This window comes from Lawsonella clevelandensis (genome assembly GCF_001293125.1).
Lineage (GTDB): Bacteria > Actinomycetota > Actinomycetes > Mycobacteriales > Mycobacteriaceae > Lawsonella > Lawsonella clevelandensis.
Genome location: NZ_CP009312.1, coordinates 1,427,101 through 1,442,493, shown reverse-complemented (window position 1 = coordinate 1,442,493; position 15,393 = coordinate 1,427,101). Strand labels below are relative to the sequence as shown.

The window sequence follows — 15,393 nt, the reverse complement described above, 5'->3', positions numbered from 1 at the left end:
TGGAACCTGCCATCTTAGGACGGGCTAGATAAGCTAACACTATGACTAAGGACACCACGGTTCCCTATCCCCCGCCTTGGCAGCCGCTGACCAGCCGCCGCGCAGATCGCCGCGGACGGGGTCCCCGTGGCCCCATCATCCCTCCGCAGGTTCCTCGCTATTGCACCCGCGCATCCGCGTTCGATGAAAACGCCTTAGAGGCCTTTGCCCGGATCGACGCAACCTTCCACGATGAATTGGGCGATCTCGATCTAGCCGTCGATATGGTGCCACGGATGCGTCTCAAAGCCGGTTCCACTCTCTGGCCGGACTCCGTCGCCGCTGACGGACCTATTCCCCTGGGCCGTGTCCTGCCCGCATCTTTTGATAAGTGGGGTACTCCTATCCGCCCGCGTATCGTGCTTTTCCGCAAGCCTATTGAGGAGCGATGTGAGGACGAAATGCAGATGCAACGGCTTTTGCACGCTATCCTCAGCAAGTTGGTGGCCTATCACCTCAATGTGGAGCCGCAGCTTATCGACCCCCATTATGACGAGGGGCCCCAGGTATAGGGACTCCTCGAGTGTGTGATGTGCCGTCGGTCGCGCGGCAGCATGCCGTTCCATCACATATGTTTGAGGGCCTCCCGCGGGAGGCCCTCAAACAAGGTCTTCAAGAATATTTAGATAGCGCGTTTCTTCAAGCGGCGACGTTCACGCTCCGACAAGCCACCCCAGATACCAAAGCGTTCGTCGTGCTCAAGTGCGTATTCCAGGCACTCGTCACGAACTTCGCAGCTTTGGCAGATGCGCTTAGCCTCACGTGTGGAACCGCCCTTTTCCGGAAAGAATGCTTCCGGATCGGTCTGTGCGCAGAGAGCTCTTTCCTGCCATTCGAGTTCAACAGCAGTAATCAGTTCTTCGACACTCATGCTAGCGAGCGGCACAGCACCTGGAGCTCCGTAACTAGTCACGTAGCCTCCTGTCGTGTGTCGTGAAGATGCGCAAGCGGTTACTTACACACTTGTTATTACACCCAAAAATGGGCGCAAAAGCAACCTAAATCGAAATTCTCCAATATCGCAAATATACGCAAATACGCGTCATTTCGACCCCGGCGTGTCATGAGATTTGTGGCATATCTTATCAATTTCTAGAAAAATACACCTGACGTGCAGAAATGCCGTATTTATTTGAGAATAAAAACATTCTCGACCCGCTGCCAACATCAGTTATTTTTCGTCACACCCGTCACACGCACTACCAAAAAGTTGCCGCTTCCCGCGTGTCCATCCTAACAATCCTCACGTCTGCAGCCAGGTATAAAGCAAAGGTTGAAGGTTTACTCCAGGCCACTACTCCACCTCGGCAACGGCCTGGAAAGAGCATAAAAGGGTACTAAGCGTCCGTGGAGAAGCGAACTCCCGCCTCTGGAATTTCAATACCCGGCCATACGCGAATACCGGCGACAAGCTCGCAACGATCCCCCACCACCGCGTCATCACCAATGACAGCATCGCGGACCACACAACCGTCACCAATACGCGCACCGTTGCCGACAAGAGAGCGCTCAATGACAACATCTTTGCCCAGTACTGCGCCATCAAACACCACAGAGGACGACACCACCGCGTGATCCCCCACTACCGAGTCTTGACCAATAACTGTACCGCCCCGCAAAATAGCAGACTCCGCGATCTCGGCACCCGGCAGAACCAAATATTCACCCTGATGGCCCTCCAAGGCAGGTGAGGGGGCAATGCCCTGTACCAGATCCGCCGAACCCTGTACGAAGTCCTGCGGCGTACCCATATCGCGCCAATACTGGGAATCCACGTGCCCATACATACGACGGTTTTCCTCCAACAACCGGGGGAACACATCGCGCTCGACACTCACCGGGACGCCCGCCGGAATGCTCTCGATAATCTCGCGGCGGAACACGTAGCAACCTGCGTTAATCTGATCTGTCGGGGGGTTGGGAGTCTTCTCCAAGAACGCCTCCACCCGGCCATCGGCGCCGGTAGGCACACAGCCAAAAGCTCGCGGATCCGGCACCTGGACGAGATGCAGCACCACATCGGCCTGCTTCTCAACAAACGTCCCCAAGATGTCCTGCAAGTCTGTCCCACCCAGCACATCACCGTTGAACACCATAATGTTCTCGCCGCGCAGCTTCGGCAGAACGTTGCGAATGCCACCGCCGGTATCCAGCGGTTGGTCCTCCACCACATACTCGATCTCTAAACCGAAGTCGGATCCATCACCGAAATACTCGGAAAAGACCTCCGCCTTATACGAGGTACCCAGGACGATGTGCTTAATACCGGCGTCTTTAATACGGGACAACAGGTGGGTGAGGAAGGGCAGTCCGGCCGTCGGCAGCATCGGTTTGGGTGCCGAGAGAGTCAGGGGACGCAAGCGCGTGCCTTTGCCTCCGACGAGCACCACAGCATCGGTGGCGTCGAGAACGTCCTGGCTCAGACGGTGAGGTGCGGTCATGGTGATATCCAATTCCTTGAAGTACGCAGAGTTATAGAAGAAACGGTGGACAGAAGTGGAAAAGGTCAGTGCCGCTGGCGGCGCGCCAACGATACGGCAATCTGACACCGAACCCACAGGCCAGCCTTCAGTATCCACCGTAGTGGAGCTTGCCACCAATGTGGGTGGCGATCGGCCTGGAATTTATATGCACTCCGATGGTGTGCCGGCAACATGGTCTCCGGATGGGAGCTGGCAGCATGGCCTTTCGCATGCCGGATCTCAGCGGAGGGGACGAAGATGTTCTGCCAACCTGCTTTACCGAGCCGGTCACCCAGATCCACATCCTCCATATACATGAAGTAACCCTCGTCGAAACCAGCAATCTGGTAAAAGGCTTCCCACCGCACCAACAGACAGGAACCGGACAGCCAACCGGCAGGATGCTCCACCGTCATGTTTCGATCATCCAAGTAAGACTTCGTCCACGGGTTTCCCGGCCAGATCGGACCAAGAAGGGCGTGGGCAATCCCATCGCGAATACTCGGCAGGGCCCGCGCAGAAGGATAGATAGTACCGTCCGCTTCTCGAATAAGTGGCCCTAGCGCACCAGCTTTCTCCCAACGCTCAGCAGCAGCGAGCAGCGCATCAATCGACCCCGGCGAGAACTCCACATCAGGATTGGAGATGAGGATGTAGTCAGTGCGGACGTCCGGGCAATTGTCCTCAAGATAGGTGAAGGCCCGGTTGATAGCGGAGCCGTAGCCGAGGTTAGAACCCATGCCGAGCAGGCCGACGGTGAGGCCGGGGGTGCCAGCATAGTCACGCACGGCAGCCTCAGGTGCCCCGTCGGTGGAGCCGTTATCCGCCATAATGACGTGCACTGGCTGATGAGTCGCTGCAGGAATACTGTCCAAGAAGGTGCGCAAGTAGCGACCGGGTGAATAGGTGACGGTCACTACTGCTAAGGATGCTTGTGCCACGAGTAATAGCCTATCTATCCGACTGGTTGAACTCGAACTGAGGAATCGGCAGGTGCCTCGTGGCGGGCGTCGGTAGGGACCCCTGTGCAGAGTCAGCCAGCGCCTCCCTGAGCGCGTCCTGCCACGAACGCAGCGGAGTCAGCCCGGCATCCTGCCAGCTGGTGGAACTGAGGACTGACCAGCTAGGGCGAGCTGCCGGAGTGGGGAACTCGCTGCTCGTGCAGGGGTGCACAGCTGCGGCCGCGTCACTATCGAGTTGGCTGATAATGGCCTGAGCGAATTCGAACCAGGTGGTGAAACCTGAGTTAGTGGCATGGAGAAGAGCGGGTACCGACTCCCCATGACAGAGTTTCTGACAGAGTTCCCACAGGCCCCAGGCCAGGTCGAGGGAATAGGTGGGGCAGCCGCGCTGGTCGTTGACGACCGTTACGCTCCCCTTCTCTCGGTAGAGATCCTGCATCGTGGTGACGAAGTCGCGGCCCCGCACACCCCACTGGTGGCGTTGCGGACCGGTAAACAGCCAGGAGGTGCGCACAATCACAGCTTGCTGTGGTCCCTCAGCACCGGCCCAGGCATCCATAATGGCAGCTTCACCGGCGGCTTTACTCGCTCCGTAGACGCAGCTCGGGGAGACTGGGTCGTCTGTCTCCCAGGGCAGGCACTGTCCTGCATCATCGAAACGCGGCTGCCCCCCAAAAACGTAGTCAGTACTGAGGTGAACAAGATGCGCACCCCGTTCCCGGCAGAGTGCTGCCAGTTCACCAGGCGCTTCGGCGTTGACGCGGTAGGCCAGGTCGGAATTCTCTTCAGCAGCATCGACGGCAGTGTAGGCGGCGCAGTTAAGGACGATGTCCCCGGGGCCCAACATGAGCGTTTCACCAGCGGTGAATACCGACGGATCGGAGAGATCACAGTCCCGGCGCGAGTACATCACTAGCGGGGTTTCCTGCCCGACTTCCCACAGGAAGGCAGGTTGGGTGGCGAGGAGCGCATAGCCAAGTTGGCCACTGGCTCCCACGATGTGGATTCGGCAGCGATGCGTTGTCACAGGAATACTCTCTTCTTTAGTCGCTAGTGTGTGACGTTTCGAGTCAGTCGGCTCATGATGTGTGGGCGTGCGATGTCGCGAGAAAACCGCTCGATGGGCGCCAAGTGTATAGAGGCTACTGGGGTTTGCGCTGGTTTCCTAATAGCCGCACGAGTCGGGGAGACCAGCAACCTGGCGTCAACGCGGGTCAACATCCTGGTAGGGTGCGGCCTGATCGAACCGTTCCAGCCGAGGTGCCCCCGCGCGCAACGGTTCCCACCACTCCCGGTTCTCGCGATACCAGGCGATAGTAGAAGCCAATCCGTGGTCAAAACTCATGTGGGGCCGGTAGCCCAATTCCGCACGGGCTTTGGAGTCGTCCACACAGTAGCGCATATCGTGACCCGGTCGGTCTGCCACGAAGTCGATCATGTTCTCGCGCATCCCCATCTCAGCGACAATCCGACGAGTCATCTCTAGCGCGGACATTTCTGTCCCACCCCCAATGTTATAGACCTCCCCGGCACGGCCTTTCGTCAACGCCATCGCTAACCCCCGGCAGTGGTCAGTGACGTGCAGCCAGTCGCGGCGAGCGGAGCCATCACCATAGACTGGTACCTTCTTTCCCTCCATAAGGTTGGTGACGAAAAGCGGGATGAGCTTTTCGGGGAACTGGTGCGGGCCGTAGTTATTGGAGCAGCGGGTAATGACGACGGGCAGGCCGAAGCTCCGGAAGAACGATTGGGCGACGAGGTCAGAGCCTGCTTTCGAAGCGGAGTAGGGGCTGGTGGGAAGGAGCGGGTCTGTTTCCGGCCAGGCCCCCAGCGGGATGGAACCGTAGATTTCGTCGGTGGAGACATGGACGATGCGGCTGACGCCGACGTCGTGCGCCGCCTGCATGACGGCTGCGGTTCCTACGACGTTGGTGTGCGCGAAAGTGGTGGCTCCATTAATGGACCGGTCGACATGTGATTCTGCGGCGAAATGGATGACGGCGTCGTGTCCACGCATGGCCTCGTGCAGAGTGGGTTCATCGCAAATGTCACCGTGGACGAAGGAGAAGCGGGGGTCACTCGCACATTGGGTGAGGTTTGTCAGTGTGCCGGCGTAGGTGAGGGCATCGTAGACGGTGACGGCTTCGAGCTCCGGAAGATCGAGTGCTCCCTCCAGAGCCATTGTGGTAAAAACTGAGCCGATAAAGCCAGCTCCACCGGTGATGAAGAGCTTCACCCTATGTCCTTCCCCTAGGTGCTAGTGCTTGTTCCTAGATTACCTACTATGGGAGCTGCCCTGTGCATTTCTGGAACAGCTGCTGTAGAGCACCTGAAACTCTTGGCCTCACCTCAGGTTTTTCTTGTTGAGTGGGCTCGTCAATTGTCGAAATGTAGTGCTTTTTTCGTAATCTAGTAGGAGTACTCTGTTACCACAGAGTGATCTTCTAGTTATCCACCAGTAATAGTCCTGGTGGGAGGGATATCGACGAGGAAAGGAGATGCTATGAATGGCCGCGCTCCCCAGACGGTTCTGACGCGCGTTGTGCGACCTATTATCGCTATCATCGCCATCCTCCTCGTCGTTGTGTCAACCTTCGCATGGTCAAAGATCGATACCCTCAAAGACAACACCGCGAACGCCTTCCTTTCCCTAGGTGGTGAAGCGGATGGCGCTACTGACATCCTCCTCGTCGGGTCTGACTCCCGCACTGATGCCAAGGGCAATCCGCTTACCCCCAGCGAGCAGCGTATGCTGCACGCAGGCAGTGATGTGGAATCGACCAACACGGACACCATCCTGCTGGTGCGTATTCCCCACAATGGCCGCTCCGCTACCGCTATCTCCATTCCCCGCGATACGTGGATCTCCACCCCGAAGTTGGGTGAGGGCAAAATCAATGGCGTGTATGGGCAGACTCTGTTGTTGGCCAAGCAGGAAGCCCTGGCCAAGGGCATGTCCCCGCAACAAGCCGAGAAGGTAGCGACGGATGCTGGCCGTGAAGCCCTCCTCCACGCAGTCGCCGATCTTACCGGCGTGACGGTCGACCATTATGCCGAAGTGGGCTTACTGGGCTTTGTCCTTATCACTAATGCAGTGGGCGGCGTGGAAGTATGTCTCAACCGTGCTGTGAACGACCCTTATTCGGGTGCACACTTCCGTGCTGGAGTGCAGACACTGAGTGGTTCCAAAGCACTTGCGTTTGTCCGTCAACGCCACGGTTTGTTGCGTGGTGACCTCGACCGTATTACCCGCCAGCAGGCGTATATGGCCTCTATGGTGCGCAAGGTGCTTTCCGCGGGTGTCCTCACCAATCCGGATGCGTTGAACCGGCTCACTCAAGCAATTAACCGCTCCGTGGTGGTGAACGAGGGCTGGGACGTGGTGCAATTCGCCCAGCAGCTTCAGCACCTGACGGGTGGGCAGGTGAAGTTCGCTACCATCCCTGTCACTAATCCTGATGCACATATGAAGCTGGATAACGGCGACATGGTGAGTGCTATTGAAGTTGATCCGCCGGCAGTGAAGGCGTGGGTGGAGCGCACCATTGGGTCTTCCAAGAAGCCGGGGAAGAAAAAGGAACTGCCGAAGCCGGAACGTGTCAACATTGATCGTTCTGCCGTGTCACTATCGGTCTTGAATGCCGGTTCTCTCGCCGGATTGGCTGGTTCAGTGGCCAAGTACTTGGAGGGGCTGGGCTACCAGACTCAGAACACCGGAAACTCTGACAACGACACCCCCACTAGTGTTGTGGTGGGTAATCCACAGACCATGGCTGCGGCGGATGCCGTGAGTAAAGACTTGGGTGGTCTCCCCGTCCAGAGTTCCGCAGATGTACCTATTGGAACCGTGCGAGTCGTCCTCTCTGACGACTATGAGGGACCGGCCACGAAGGACGGGAAGACTGTCTTCGCCAGTGATCTTGAACTGCCTGTCAAACCCACTGTGAGCCCCGGTAGTACCCCCTCTATTAGCGCGGGTGGGCGTGGTCCGCAATGCGTCAATTAGGTTCTGCGTCCCCGACGAGCAGCACTAATGTGATCTTGCCAACTATTGCCATTTACACATTAACACTTATTGACAATCTGTAATTCCTAGGGGAGTATTGAACCGTGCCTAAGTCACCTCAGAATCCAGAATCCACCACGATGTCGGTCGATGAAGCCATCATCAAAGCTGGCCTCAGCTGCATCGTGAAGGATGGTGTACGCCGCACAACCATGGCTGGAATTGCCCGAGCCGCCCAAGTGAGCCGCCCTACTCTCTACCGCCGTTACAAGGACGTCACCGCCCTCGCCACGGCACTCCTCACCCGGGAACTCCTCGACATTCTAGACACTGTGCCCCGTATGCCTTCGGATACCGAGGAACTGGTCAACACCATCGTGATCTACACCGACAAAGCACGGAACAATGCTTTCCTCCGGGCCATTATCGAGACAGATCCCGAACTGCTGACCACGTACTCCTTCCGACGCTTCGGCCAGAGCCAAATCGCTCTCATCCGCTACTTGGAAACCCTCATCAAGCAAGTCCAGGTATCAGATGTGGCCCGCGCACACGGTGAAGAGCCGGAGGCAGCACTCCTCATCCGCCAGGACGATCCCCACGTCATGGCAACTATGATTCTGGTCATAACCCAGGCTGCTGCACTCTCCGCACAGGCAGCCTCCTCCGGTTTTGGTAGTGATGACGTTTGGCGTGAAGAACTAACCAAAACATTGAAGGGATATTTGTCTCATGACCTCACAGGATCCTCGCGCACTATCTCCTGAACTTCGTACCGAAACTCTCGCTAAACTCGCTTCGATGCCCGCCGGTGAGCTCGACATGATCATCATCGGCGCCGGCATCACCGGTGCCGGCGTGGCTCTCGACGCCGTCACCCGCGGCCTCAAAGTCGCCATCATTGAAAAAGAAGATATCGCCTTCGGCACCTCCCGCTGGTCCTCCAAGCTCGCCCACGGTGGCCTCCGCTACCTCGCCAAGATGGAACTCGGCATCGCCCACAGCTCCGCCGTCGAACGTGGCATCCTCCTGGAAGAGACCGCTCCACACCTCGTTCATTCCATCGCCCAGGTCGTTCCACTGAACGACGCCGCCACCACCATCCAGCAGGGTGCTTCCCGCGTCGGCTTCATTGGTGGCGACCTCCTCCGCATGGCGGCCGGCACCTCCGGCGACATTCTTCCCCACTCCCACTACCAGAGCGTCTCTAAGACCCTCGAAATGTGTCCCGGTGTCTCCCGCGATGGACTTAAGGGCTCCTGGGTGTTCTACGACGGCCAGATGATCGACGACGCCCGAGTCGTCACCTGCGCCATCCGCACCGCCGCAGAAAAGGGCTGCCTCGTCCTCACCCATGCTGCCTGCAGCGACGTCACCGGTACCTCCGTAACCGTCACTGACCAACTGGGCGGCAAGAGCTTCACCCTCAGCGCCAAGTCTGTGAGCTCTGCCACCGGTGTCTGGGCAGGACACATCGATAACGAGATCAAACTCCGTCCCGCCCGCGGCACCCACCTGGTGATCGACGCTGCCAAGATGGGCAACCCTACCGGCCAGCTCACTGTGCCGCTGCCTGGCTCCATCTCCCGTTACCTCTTCGCCATCCCCGAACAGCTCGGACGCATCTACCTGGGCCTCACCGACGAAGAAACCCGTGGCGAAATCGTCGACGTCCCACCCACCCCGGAAGAGGACATCGACTTCCTCCTCAAGAACTTCAACAGCGCCCTCGAAGTGAAACTCACCCGTGACGACGTCATCGGCGCCTTCACCGGCTACCGCCCGCTCATCGACTCCGGTGAAGGCGGATCCACCTCGGACCTGTCCCGTCGCCACGCCATCATCGAAGCCAGCAATGGCCTCATCTCCATCGTGGGCGGTAAGTTCACCGAGTACCGCCTCATGGCTGAAGAGACCGTCGACGAGGTCATCAAGCGTCGCAACCTCAGCGCCGGCCCCTGCATCACCCGCACCACCCCCTTCATCGGTGCTCCCAAGCACTCTGCCTCGGCCGGGGTGTCCAAGGCAGACCTGGACAAACTGCCCGCCTCGCTGGTCGCTCGCTTCGGCCACGAAGCCCCCAACGTAGTGGCCTCCTGCCCGGTCGAACGCCCGCTGGAGCAGGTTGCCGGCATGGACATCACCCGTGCTGAGTTTGCCTACGCTGTCACCCACGAAGGCGCCATGACTGTCGACGATATCCTGGACCGCCGCACCCGCGTCGGCTTGGTGAAGAAGGACCGCGACGCAGCCCTTCCCACCGCCCAGGAAATGATCGACACTCTGGTCAAGTAGGGCACAACCTACAGCAACTTCATTAACTCTTCCCGGTGGGCCTAGTAGCTGTTTACTAGGCTCACCGGTTTTCTTTCCCCATGTAAGAAAAATTCGGCGCTAAATCCCGTAGCATAGTGGACAAGCCACGATATCTACTCCCCGACAGTGCACTGGCCTGCGCGCCATTGAGTTTTCACCCTTCCCCATATGACCACACCACATAACTCCGTCCCCTACTCGTGGAACTTGCCCCTCAATATTGACGGCAAGATCCTTGGCGCGGCCTACGACGTCATTATGGAAAAGGGCATCGACAAAGCCACAATCTCTGAAATCGCCAGCCGTGCAGGTATTTCTCGGCCAACTCTGTATCGTCGCTTCAGCGACATCAACGCCGTCTTCTGCGCCCTCGTCACCTCCATCATGCTGGACATATTGAACCAGTGCTATCAGCTTGTCGACACCGTGGAAGAACTCATCGATACCCTCCTCGACTTTGTGATCCGCGTGCGCGAACAACCCATTTTTGACCAACTCGCACGCTCCGAAAACGGCTTCCTAGCTAACTATTTCGTTATGCGCCTCGGTATTTCACAACGGGAATTGCTTGCAGTACTAGCCTCCCTGATCCACCACTGCCGAGCCGTCGACCCAACCCAGCTCCGCGACGAAGACGACATGGAACTTGCCGCCATGATCATCATGATGCTGCAAGGCACCAGCCTCTCCGTTGGATCCATGTCCCGCATCATCTCTAATGACACCTGGCGCCGACAACTGAAATACGCACTCACCGGGCTCCTTAGCCCCTCCGCAGACATTCCCCCAGCAAATATTCCGCGCAGCCCCGAAACGAGCGCAACCAACCGACGTTCTCGCTTCATCTCCCTCGGAGTCCCCGAAGCTGAACCTATGACTCCCCCCGCCCGCTTCATGGCAGACATCTCGAAACCGAAAAGTAGCAGCCGGCGCACCTCAACCCGCAGAACTGCTGGCAAACCAGGTGCACAAAAACCACCTGCCGACGAAACAGCTGCCCCTCCCACCACACAAAAGAGCGCGAAGAACAGCACTCGCCGCTCCCCGCGCTCTGCCCGCTAGACTGCGTCTACCTGGGGTTACCGTTCCTGATCCAGGCGGTTCTGCAAAGCCGCGTGTTTACCCACGACCTCTTCTTCCATCCCTGCCATAAAGGCCTCCATCTTCGCCCGCACCTCTGCATCAGCAGCGCCAATAATACGAGCAGCCAACAGGCCAGCATTCTTCGCGCCATCAATCGACACAGTTGCTACCGGCACTCCCGCCGGCATCTGCACGATAGACAACAGCGAATCCATTCCCTCCAGGTTCTTCAAAGCACGCGGGATACCAATAACAGGCAACGCCGTGGCTGCCGCCATCATGCCCGGCAGATGTGCAGCACCACCGGCACAAGCAATAATGCACTGCAGCCCCCGCCCCGCGGCCTCCTTGCCGTAATCCAGCATGCGCTGCGGAGTACGGTGCGCCGAATACACACCCACCTCCCATGGAATACCGAACGCATCCAGGGCTTCCACCGCCGGCTCAACTGTCGGCCAGTCGGAATCTGACCCCATCACAATTCCTACCAAAGGGTTATAGGACGCCATCGTCGTCACCTTTCTTCACGTCTTACCCGACGCTCATCCGTCTCAGCATCGTTGTCGTGTACGTTGCCAGCGTGGATACAATAGCTCACTCGTTAGCCGGCATACCTGTATGCGGGTCCCAGCCATCCAGCCACTCCGCCGTGGACATCCACTGTGCCGCCAACTCGGCTTCCCGCTGTACCTTCGCCACATAGACGGGATCCTCAACCGAACCACCCAGCGGGCCACACACGTTGACGTGTCCCAGTTTACGGCCCGGACGCTCGCTTTTTCCGTACATATGCAGCTTCACATTGGGGAAGCGTGCAAATAGGTGATGCGCCCGTTCATCCATCGTCATCTTCGGAGTCTTCGGCGCGCCCAACACATTGGCCATCACCGTAAACGGCACCCGCATAGAGACGTCCCCCAACGGATAATCCAGGACTGCCCGAATGTGCTGCTCAAACTGGCTGGTAATGCACCCATCCTGCGTCCAATGGCCGGTGTTATGAGGGCGCATCGCCAATTCATTAACCAGCAAAGAGTTATCCGGCAGCAAGAACAGCTCCACCGCCAGCACGCCGGTTACCTCCAGCTCCTGGGCAATGCGCAACCCCAACTGTTGGGCAGCTGTCGCCACCTCCGCTGGCAAACAGGGCGCAGGAGCCATCGCAACGGCACAAATTCCCTGCTGTTGGATGGATTGGGTAACGGGCCACGCGGCCCCCTGCCCCTCTGGAGAACGGGCGACCAGGGCAGACAATTCCACCACCCACGGCACTTTCCACTCGCCCAGCATTGTCATCTCGTGCGCCGTGATCCCCGTGCGCACAATTTCCTGCGCCTCCACCAACGTCGTCGGAGCCCACACTCCATGGCCGTCGTATCCGCCACGCGCCGTCTTAATGATGACCTCGCCGTCGTTCTCCTCCCAGAACCGCGCAACATCGTCATCGGTCTGCAGATGGGCAAACGGGGGCACCGGGGCACCAATCTCCCGTAGGCGACGCCGCATCTGCAACTTATCCTGGGCAAAAATGAGGGCACGCGGCTGTGGCTGGAAGTTCACTCCCTCCGCCAGCAACGTGGCTAGCACGTCCTGGGGGACATGCTCATGGTCAAAGGTCACCACATCCGCCCCCTGTGCGGCGGTACGGATAGCTTCTACATCCGTATGCTCGCCCATCACCACGTCGGGAGTGACCTGGGCAGCGGATTCCGTAGGACCAGAGGACACCACCCGCAACGTCTGCCCCAGCTCGATTGCCGCCTGGGCCGTCATACGAGCCAGCTGCCCACCTCCAATCATGGCGACCTTGGGCATAATGCGTTCGGTGACAGGGGGATACTTGCGTGGCGCGGTAGGCATAGGCAGTACTCTTCCGGCAGGAGCAGGATGGATAGCGAATAATGCCGTGCCGTCGGGAATTCTTTCGCCGGCCTATGCCGACGCAGAGGGGGACGACCTGGCATTCCATGTCCATTGTGTCACGTCACCGGCAGAAGAAGGTAAGCTGACTTTTGTGAAAATAGAAGAGTCCCTCCTCAAACACATGCCGGAGAAGTGGCGCCCCTTCCTCATTAAGCATCGCGAATTCATCCGCTTCGGCATCGTCGGTGGCATTACCTTCATCATCGACAACGGCATTTTCTATGCCTTGACGCTTACCGTCATGCAGCAGAAAGCCACCATGGCCAAAATTCTGGCCGTCACTATTGCTGTCGTTTGCTCATACGTTCTTAACTCCGAATGGGCATTCCACGAGCGTGGCGGAAAACGCAGCAGGCGTGAAGCCACCTTCTTCTTCATCGTCTCCGGTATCGGCATTCTCATCAATGCCATCCCGCTGTGGTTCTCCCGCAACATTCTGGGACTCGCCCTGGTGAGCCATGGTGGTCGCCTCACCTCACAGCTTGCCGTGTCTCTCTGGGACTTCCTCTTCGGTTCCATCATCGGTATGTTGCTGGCCATGGTGTGGCGCTGGTGGGCCTTCGACAAGTTTGTCTTCCCCAAAGCCCCCGAGATGGAAGAGATGGCAAAGCCCCACCGCGCCCCCAAGTTTGCGCAAGGTGAGGCAGTGTCCATGACACAAGACTGGAAGCAACACTCCCGCCGCCAGACCCCGATCCGGAAGGGAACCGTCGCCAGTCGTGCTGTTGCCCGGCGCGAACGCTACCGAACGCCAGAAGAGCGGATCACAGCAAAGCGTGCGCAAGCTGACCTCAACCAGTAAGCGCCGTCCCCCTACGATCTCCTCTTGGATCCTCCCCGTTAGCGTCGAAATAATCTGCGCCGGCGGGGAGGTTTTTGTGCACCTCCGCCATAATCTGCGGTATTCCCCCGCCCTGCGTAGGAGGGACGGTAGGGGGCCCCAGTGGGTGGCTGTAGCGGCGGCTGCAGTGGATTCTGTGCCGGCGACTGGTAGGTGGCAAGCGGGGGCATCGGCGCATAGCCTGCTCCCACCGGTGGATATGCTGGATACCCCTCGGCTGGCGCATAGTATGCCCGCTGCGAGTAGGCGCCCGTGCGCTGCAACTCGGCACTTCCCGAGCGCACAAAACTCTCCAGATCATGTGGATGCGGAACCCGGTCGAACTGCAGTCCGCCTAGTTCATAGCTAGAGATATGAACAGTGCCGTAGTGCAGCATGCGGCCTAGCAGCGATTGCTCCACATCCACCGCTTGCAACCATGCCAACGACACAGAGAAGGTTTCTTTACGGAACACACCCTGTCGGAACACCACCCGGTTGCTGGTGACCACAATGGAAGAGCCCAGCCAGTGCAGTACCGGCACCACCACCCATACCAGCAGCATCGCCACCATCACCAGGATGAGGGCGGCTTGCAGAATGTCACGGAGGACTCCTTCCTGGAGAGCGTCGGACAGCCCCACCAGCAGCATCGCGAGCATGACCGTCAGGATGGTCAGCAGTGTCGGGCGGGCAAGGCTGATCCAATGGGGACGCTCGTGAATGAGAATCTCCTCACCCGGGTCGAGGATCTTCTCTGGGTAGTCACCGCTTCTCTTCATGACTCCATCATGGCAGGTAGCAGCCTCCTCCGCGAACATGTCGCACATCACCAGCACGCACCGCTTGGACTGCCCCGTTAGCTGTGCGCAACAACAGACAGCCATCCTCCGCTACATCCACCGCTGTTCCGTGGGCCATTACCCCATCCGGTAGCTGTATATCCACTTCCTGGCCAATAGTGGAACAGCGGTCAATATAATCTTCCAGCATCACCGTGTCTCCCCGCCACCATTCCTGTACCCGCCGATCGAGTTCTGTAAAGATGGCGATAGCAAGGTCCTCCCGGCTGGGTGTGTGGTCTCCCAGTACCATCGCCAGCGATACGGCATAGTCGACTGGTAGTTCATCGGGAGACTGGGTGACGTTGATGCCTACCCCCGGCACAATCGCGGCGGCGCTACTGCCGTCGGGGAAGGTGCGGTCTACCGCCGCCATCTCCACCAGCATGCCGGCCAGTTTCCCACCATTGCAGAGAATGTCGTTAGGCCATTTGAGGGAAAGGTCGATTTCTCCCGGAGTTCCACTGGCGCTTCCTGCGCCGGCACCCGCATCAATGCCTGCTTCTCGGAGGGTCCGGCGGAGCCCATCGATCACTGCCACACCCGTTGCTAAAGGCAGCAGCGCCCATCGTTGCGACGAGACGGTACCTGTCCGGATAAGGGCCGAGAAGCTGATAGAGGATTGGTGCGGGGCCACAAAACTGCGGGTGTAGCGGCCTCGCCCGTTGGTCTGGTACTCAGCCAGCAGCAAAGCCCGGTCGCAGGTGAGGTCGGCGGAAGCCCGCTGGACCATGTCGCTATTGGTGGAACCTGTAACATCCGCTACCTCTAGGGACTGCCAGGTGGTTGCGGGAGTGTCCACTAGCGCAGCACGCAGAAGGGCGACATCGAGTGGACGGGTAGGGACGAGCGGCATGAAGACTCCACGGGGAGAGAAACTGATGGCGCAGCTACGGGCACCGTTATCTTGCTAGCCATTCTACGGGGTGGACCGTGCGTG

15 protein-coding genes are annotated in these 15,393 nt (G+C 58.7%); 6 read left to right on the top strand and 9 right to left on the bottom strand.

Annotated elements, in window-relative coordinates; translation table 11 throughout:
- Nucleotides 1–41 precede the first annotated feature (41 nt).
- Complete coding sequence (locus IY73_RS06115; RefSeq protein ID WP_063665781.1) at nucleotides 42–551, top strand: metallopeptidase family protein; 510 nt, start codon at nucleotides 42–44, stop codon at nucleotides 549–551.
- 110 nt (nucleotides 552–661) lie between these two features.
- On the opposite strand, the gene IY73_RS06110 is transcribed toward IY73_RS06115, so the two are convergent.
- The 5 genes from IY73_RS06110 to rfbB form a co-directional block, all read right to left on the bottom strand.
- Nucleotides 662–910, bottom strand: a complete 249-nt coding sequence (locus tag IY73_RS06110) for a WhiB family transcriptional regulator (protein WP_053962733.1) — start codon at nucleotides 908–910, stop codon at nucleotides 662–664.
- A 466-nt stretch (nucleotides 911–1,376) separates the two neighbouring features.
- Complete coding sequence (locus tag IY73_RS06105) at nucleotides 1,377–2,480, bottom strand: mannose-1-phosphate guanylyltransferase (RefSeq protein WP_053962732.1); 1,104 nt, start codon at nucleotides 2,478–2,480, stop codon at nucleotides 1,377–1,379.
- A gap of 65 nt (nucleotides 2,481–2,545) precedes the next feature.
- The gene (locus IY73_RS06100) at nucleotides 2,546–3,442 is read right to left on the bottom strand and encodes a glycosyltransferase family 2 protein (protein ID WP_053962305.1); all 897 of its coding nucleotides are present in this window, start codon (nucleotides 3,440–3,442) and stop codon (nucleotides 2,546–2,548) included.
- A gap of 10 nt (nucleotides 3,443–3,452) precedes the next feature.
- Nucleotides 3,453–4,490 carry a dTDP-4-dehydrorhamnose reductase gene (gene rfbD, locus IY73_RS06095; RefSeq protein WP_053962304.1) on the bottom strand — a complete coding sequence of 346 codons (1,038 nt, stop codon included), beginning with the start codon at nucleotides 4,488–4,490 and terminating at the stop codon, nucleotides 3,453–3,455.
- 177 nt (nucleotides 4,491–4,667) lie between these two features.
- On the bottom strand, nucleotides 4,668–5,699 hold the full coding sequence (gene rfbB, locus IY73_RS06090) for a dTDP-glucose 4,6-dehydratase (protein WP_053962303.1): 1,032 nt from the start codon (nucleotides 5,697–5,699) through the stop codon (nucleotides 4,668–4,670).
- 267 nt (nucleotides 5,700–5,966) lie between these two features.
- On the opposite strand from rfbB, the gene IY73_RS06085 reads away from it, so the two are divergent.
- The 4 genes from IY73_RS06085 to IY73_RS06070 all read left to right on the top strand — a co-directional run bounded on the left by IY73_RS06085 (nucleotide 5,967) and on the right by IY73_RS06070 (nucleotide 10,847).
- Nucleotides 5,967–7,469 carry an LCP family protein gene (locus tag IY73_RS06085; RefSeq protein WP_053962302.1) on the top strand — a complete coding sequence of 501 codons (1,503 nt, stop codon included), beginning with the start codon at nucleotides 5,967–5,969 and terminating at the stop codon, nucleotides 7,467–7,469.
- Between the two features lie 104 nt (nucleotides 7,470–7,573).
- On the top strand, nucleotides 7,574–8,236 hold the full coding sequence (locus IY73_RS06080) for a TetR/AcrR family transcriptional regulator (protein WP_148417759.1): 663 nt from the start codon (nucleotides 7,574–7,576) through the stop codon (nucleotides 8,234–8,236).
- Nucleotides 8,202–9,764, top strand: coding sequence for a glycerol-3-phosphate dehydrogenase/oxidase (locus tag IY73_RS06075; RefSeq protein WP_053979081.1), 1,563 nt, complete (start codon nucleotides 8,202–8,204; stop codon nucleotides 9,762–9,764). The genes IY73_RS06080 and IY73_RS06075 overlap by 35 nt, the downstream gene beginning before the upstream one ends.
- Nucleotides 9,765–9,953: 189 nt before the next feature.
- The gene (locus IY73_RS06070; RefSeq protein ID WP_053962299.1) at nucleotides 9,954–10,847 is read left to right on the top strand and encodes a TetR/AcrR family transcriptional regulator; all 894 of its coding nucleotides are present in this window, start codon (nucleotides 9,954–9,956) and stop codon (nucleotides 10,845–10,847) included.
- Between the two features lie 17 nt (nucleotides 10,848–10,864).
- Here IY73_RS06070 and purE read toward each other — a convergent pair whose 3' ends face one another.
- Together purE and IY73_RS06060 are read right to left on the bottom strand one after the other, a co-directional pair.
- Nucleotides 10,865–11,377, bottom strand: coding sequence for a 5-(carboxyamino)imidazole ribonucleotide mutase (purE, locus tag IY73_RS06065; protein WP_053962298.1), 513 nt, complete (start codon nucleotides 11,375–11,377; stop codon nucleotides 10,865–10,867).
- Between the two features lie 85 nt (nucleotides 11,378–11,462).
- A complete protein-coding gene (locus IY73_RS06060; RefSeq protein ID WP_082345494.1) occupies nucleotides 11,463–12,728 on the bottom strand; it encodes a 5-(carboxyamino)imidazole ribonucleotide synthase in 1,266 nt (421 codons plus the stop codon).
- 46 nt (nucleotides 12,729–12,774) lie between these two features.
- On the opposite strand from IY73_RS06060, the gene IY73_RS06055 reads away from it, so the two are divergent.
- Nucleotides 12,775–13,593 carry a GtrA family protein gene (locus tag IY73_RS06055; protein WP_063665779.1) on the top strand — a complete coding sequence of 273 codons (819 nt, stop codon included), beginning with the start codon at nucleotides 12,775–12,777 and terminating at the stop codon, nucleotides 13,591–13,593.
- A gap of 38 nt (nucleotides 13,594–13,631) precedes the next feature.
- Here the strand turns inward: IY73_RS06055 and IY73_RS06050 are convergent, their stop codons facing one another.
- Nucleotides 13,632–14,393, bottom strand: coding sequence for a PH domain-containing protein (locus IY73_RS06050; RefSeq protein ID WP_053962297.1), 762 nt, complete (start codon nucleotides 14,391–14,393; stop codon nucleotides 13,632–13,634).
- Nucleotides 14,394–14,400: 7 nt separating this feature from the next.
- The gene (locus IY73_RS06045; protein WP_053962296.1) at nucleotides 14,401–15,309 is read right to left on the bottom strand and encodes a biotin--[acetyl-CoA-carboxylase] ligase; all 909 of its coding nucleotides are present in this window, start codon (nucleotides 15,307–15,309) and stop codon (nucleotides 14,401–14,403) included.
- Nucleotides 15,310–15,393: the final 84 nt, after the last annotated feature.

Excerpts from the sequence above, each read along its gene's own strand:
- IY73_RS06115 (WP_063665781.1), top strand. The coding sequence starts at position 42 with ATGACTAAGGACACCACGGTTCCCTATCCCCCGCCTTGGCAGCCGCTG.
- IY73_RS06110 (WP_053962733.1), bottom strand. The coding sequence starts at position 910 with ATGAGTGTCGAAGAACTGATTACTGCTGTTGAACTCGAATGGCAGGAA.
- IY73_RS06105 (WP_053962732.1), bottom strand. The coding sequence starts at position 2,480 with ATGACCGCACCTCACCGTCTGAGCCAGGACGTTCTCGACGCCACCGAT.
- IY73_RS06085 (WP_053962302.1), top strand. The coding sequence starts at position 5,967 with ATGAATGGCCGCGCTCCCCAGACGGTTCTGACGCGCGTTGTGCGACCT.
- IY73_RS06075 (WP_053979081.1), top strand. The coding sequence starts at position 8,202 with ATGACCTCACAGGATCCTCGCGCACTATCTCCTGAACTTCGTACCGAA.
- IY73_RS06070 (WP_053962299.1), top strand. The coding sequence starts at position 9,954 with ATGACCACACCACATAACTCCGTCCCCTACTCGTGGAACTTGCCCCTC.
- purE (WP_053962298.1), bottom strand. The coding sequence starts at position 11,377 with ATGGCGTCCTATAACCCTTTGGTAGGAATTGTGATGGGGTCAGATTCC.
- IY73_RS06060 (WP_082345494.1), bottom strand. The coding sequence starts at position 12,728 with ATGCCTACCGCGCCACGCAAGTATCCCCCTGTCACCGAACGCATTATG.
- IY73_RS06050 (WP_053962297.1), bottom strand. The coding sequence starts at position 14,393 with ATGAAGAGAAGCGGTGACTACCCAGAGAAGATCCTCGACCCGGGTGAG.
- IY73_RS06045 (WP_053962296.1), bottom strand. The coding sequence starts at position 15,309 with ATGCCGCTCGTCCCTACCCGTCCACTCGATGTCGCCCTTCTGCGTGCT.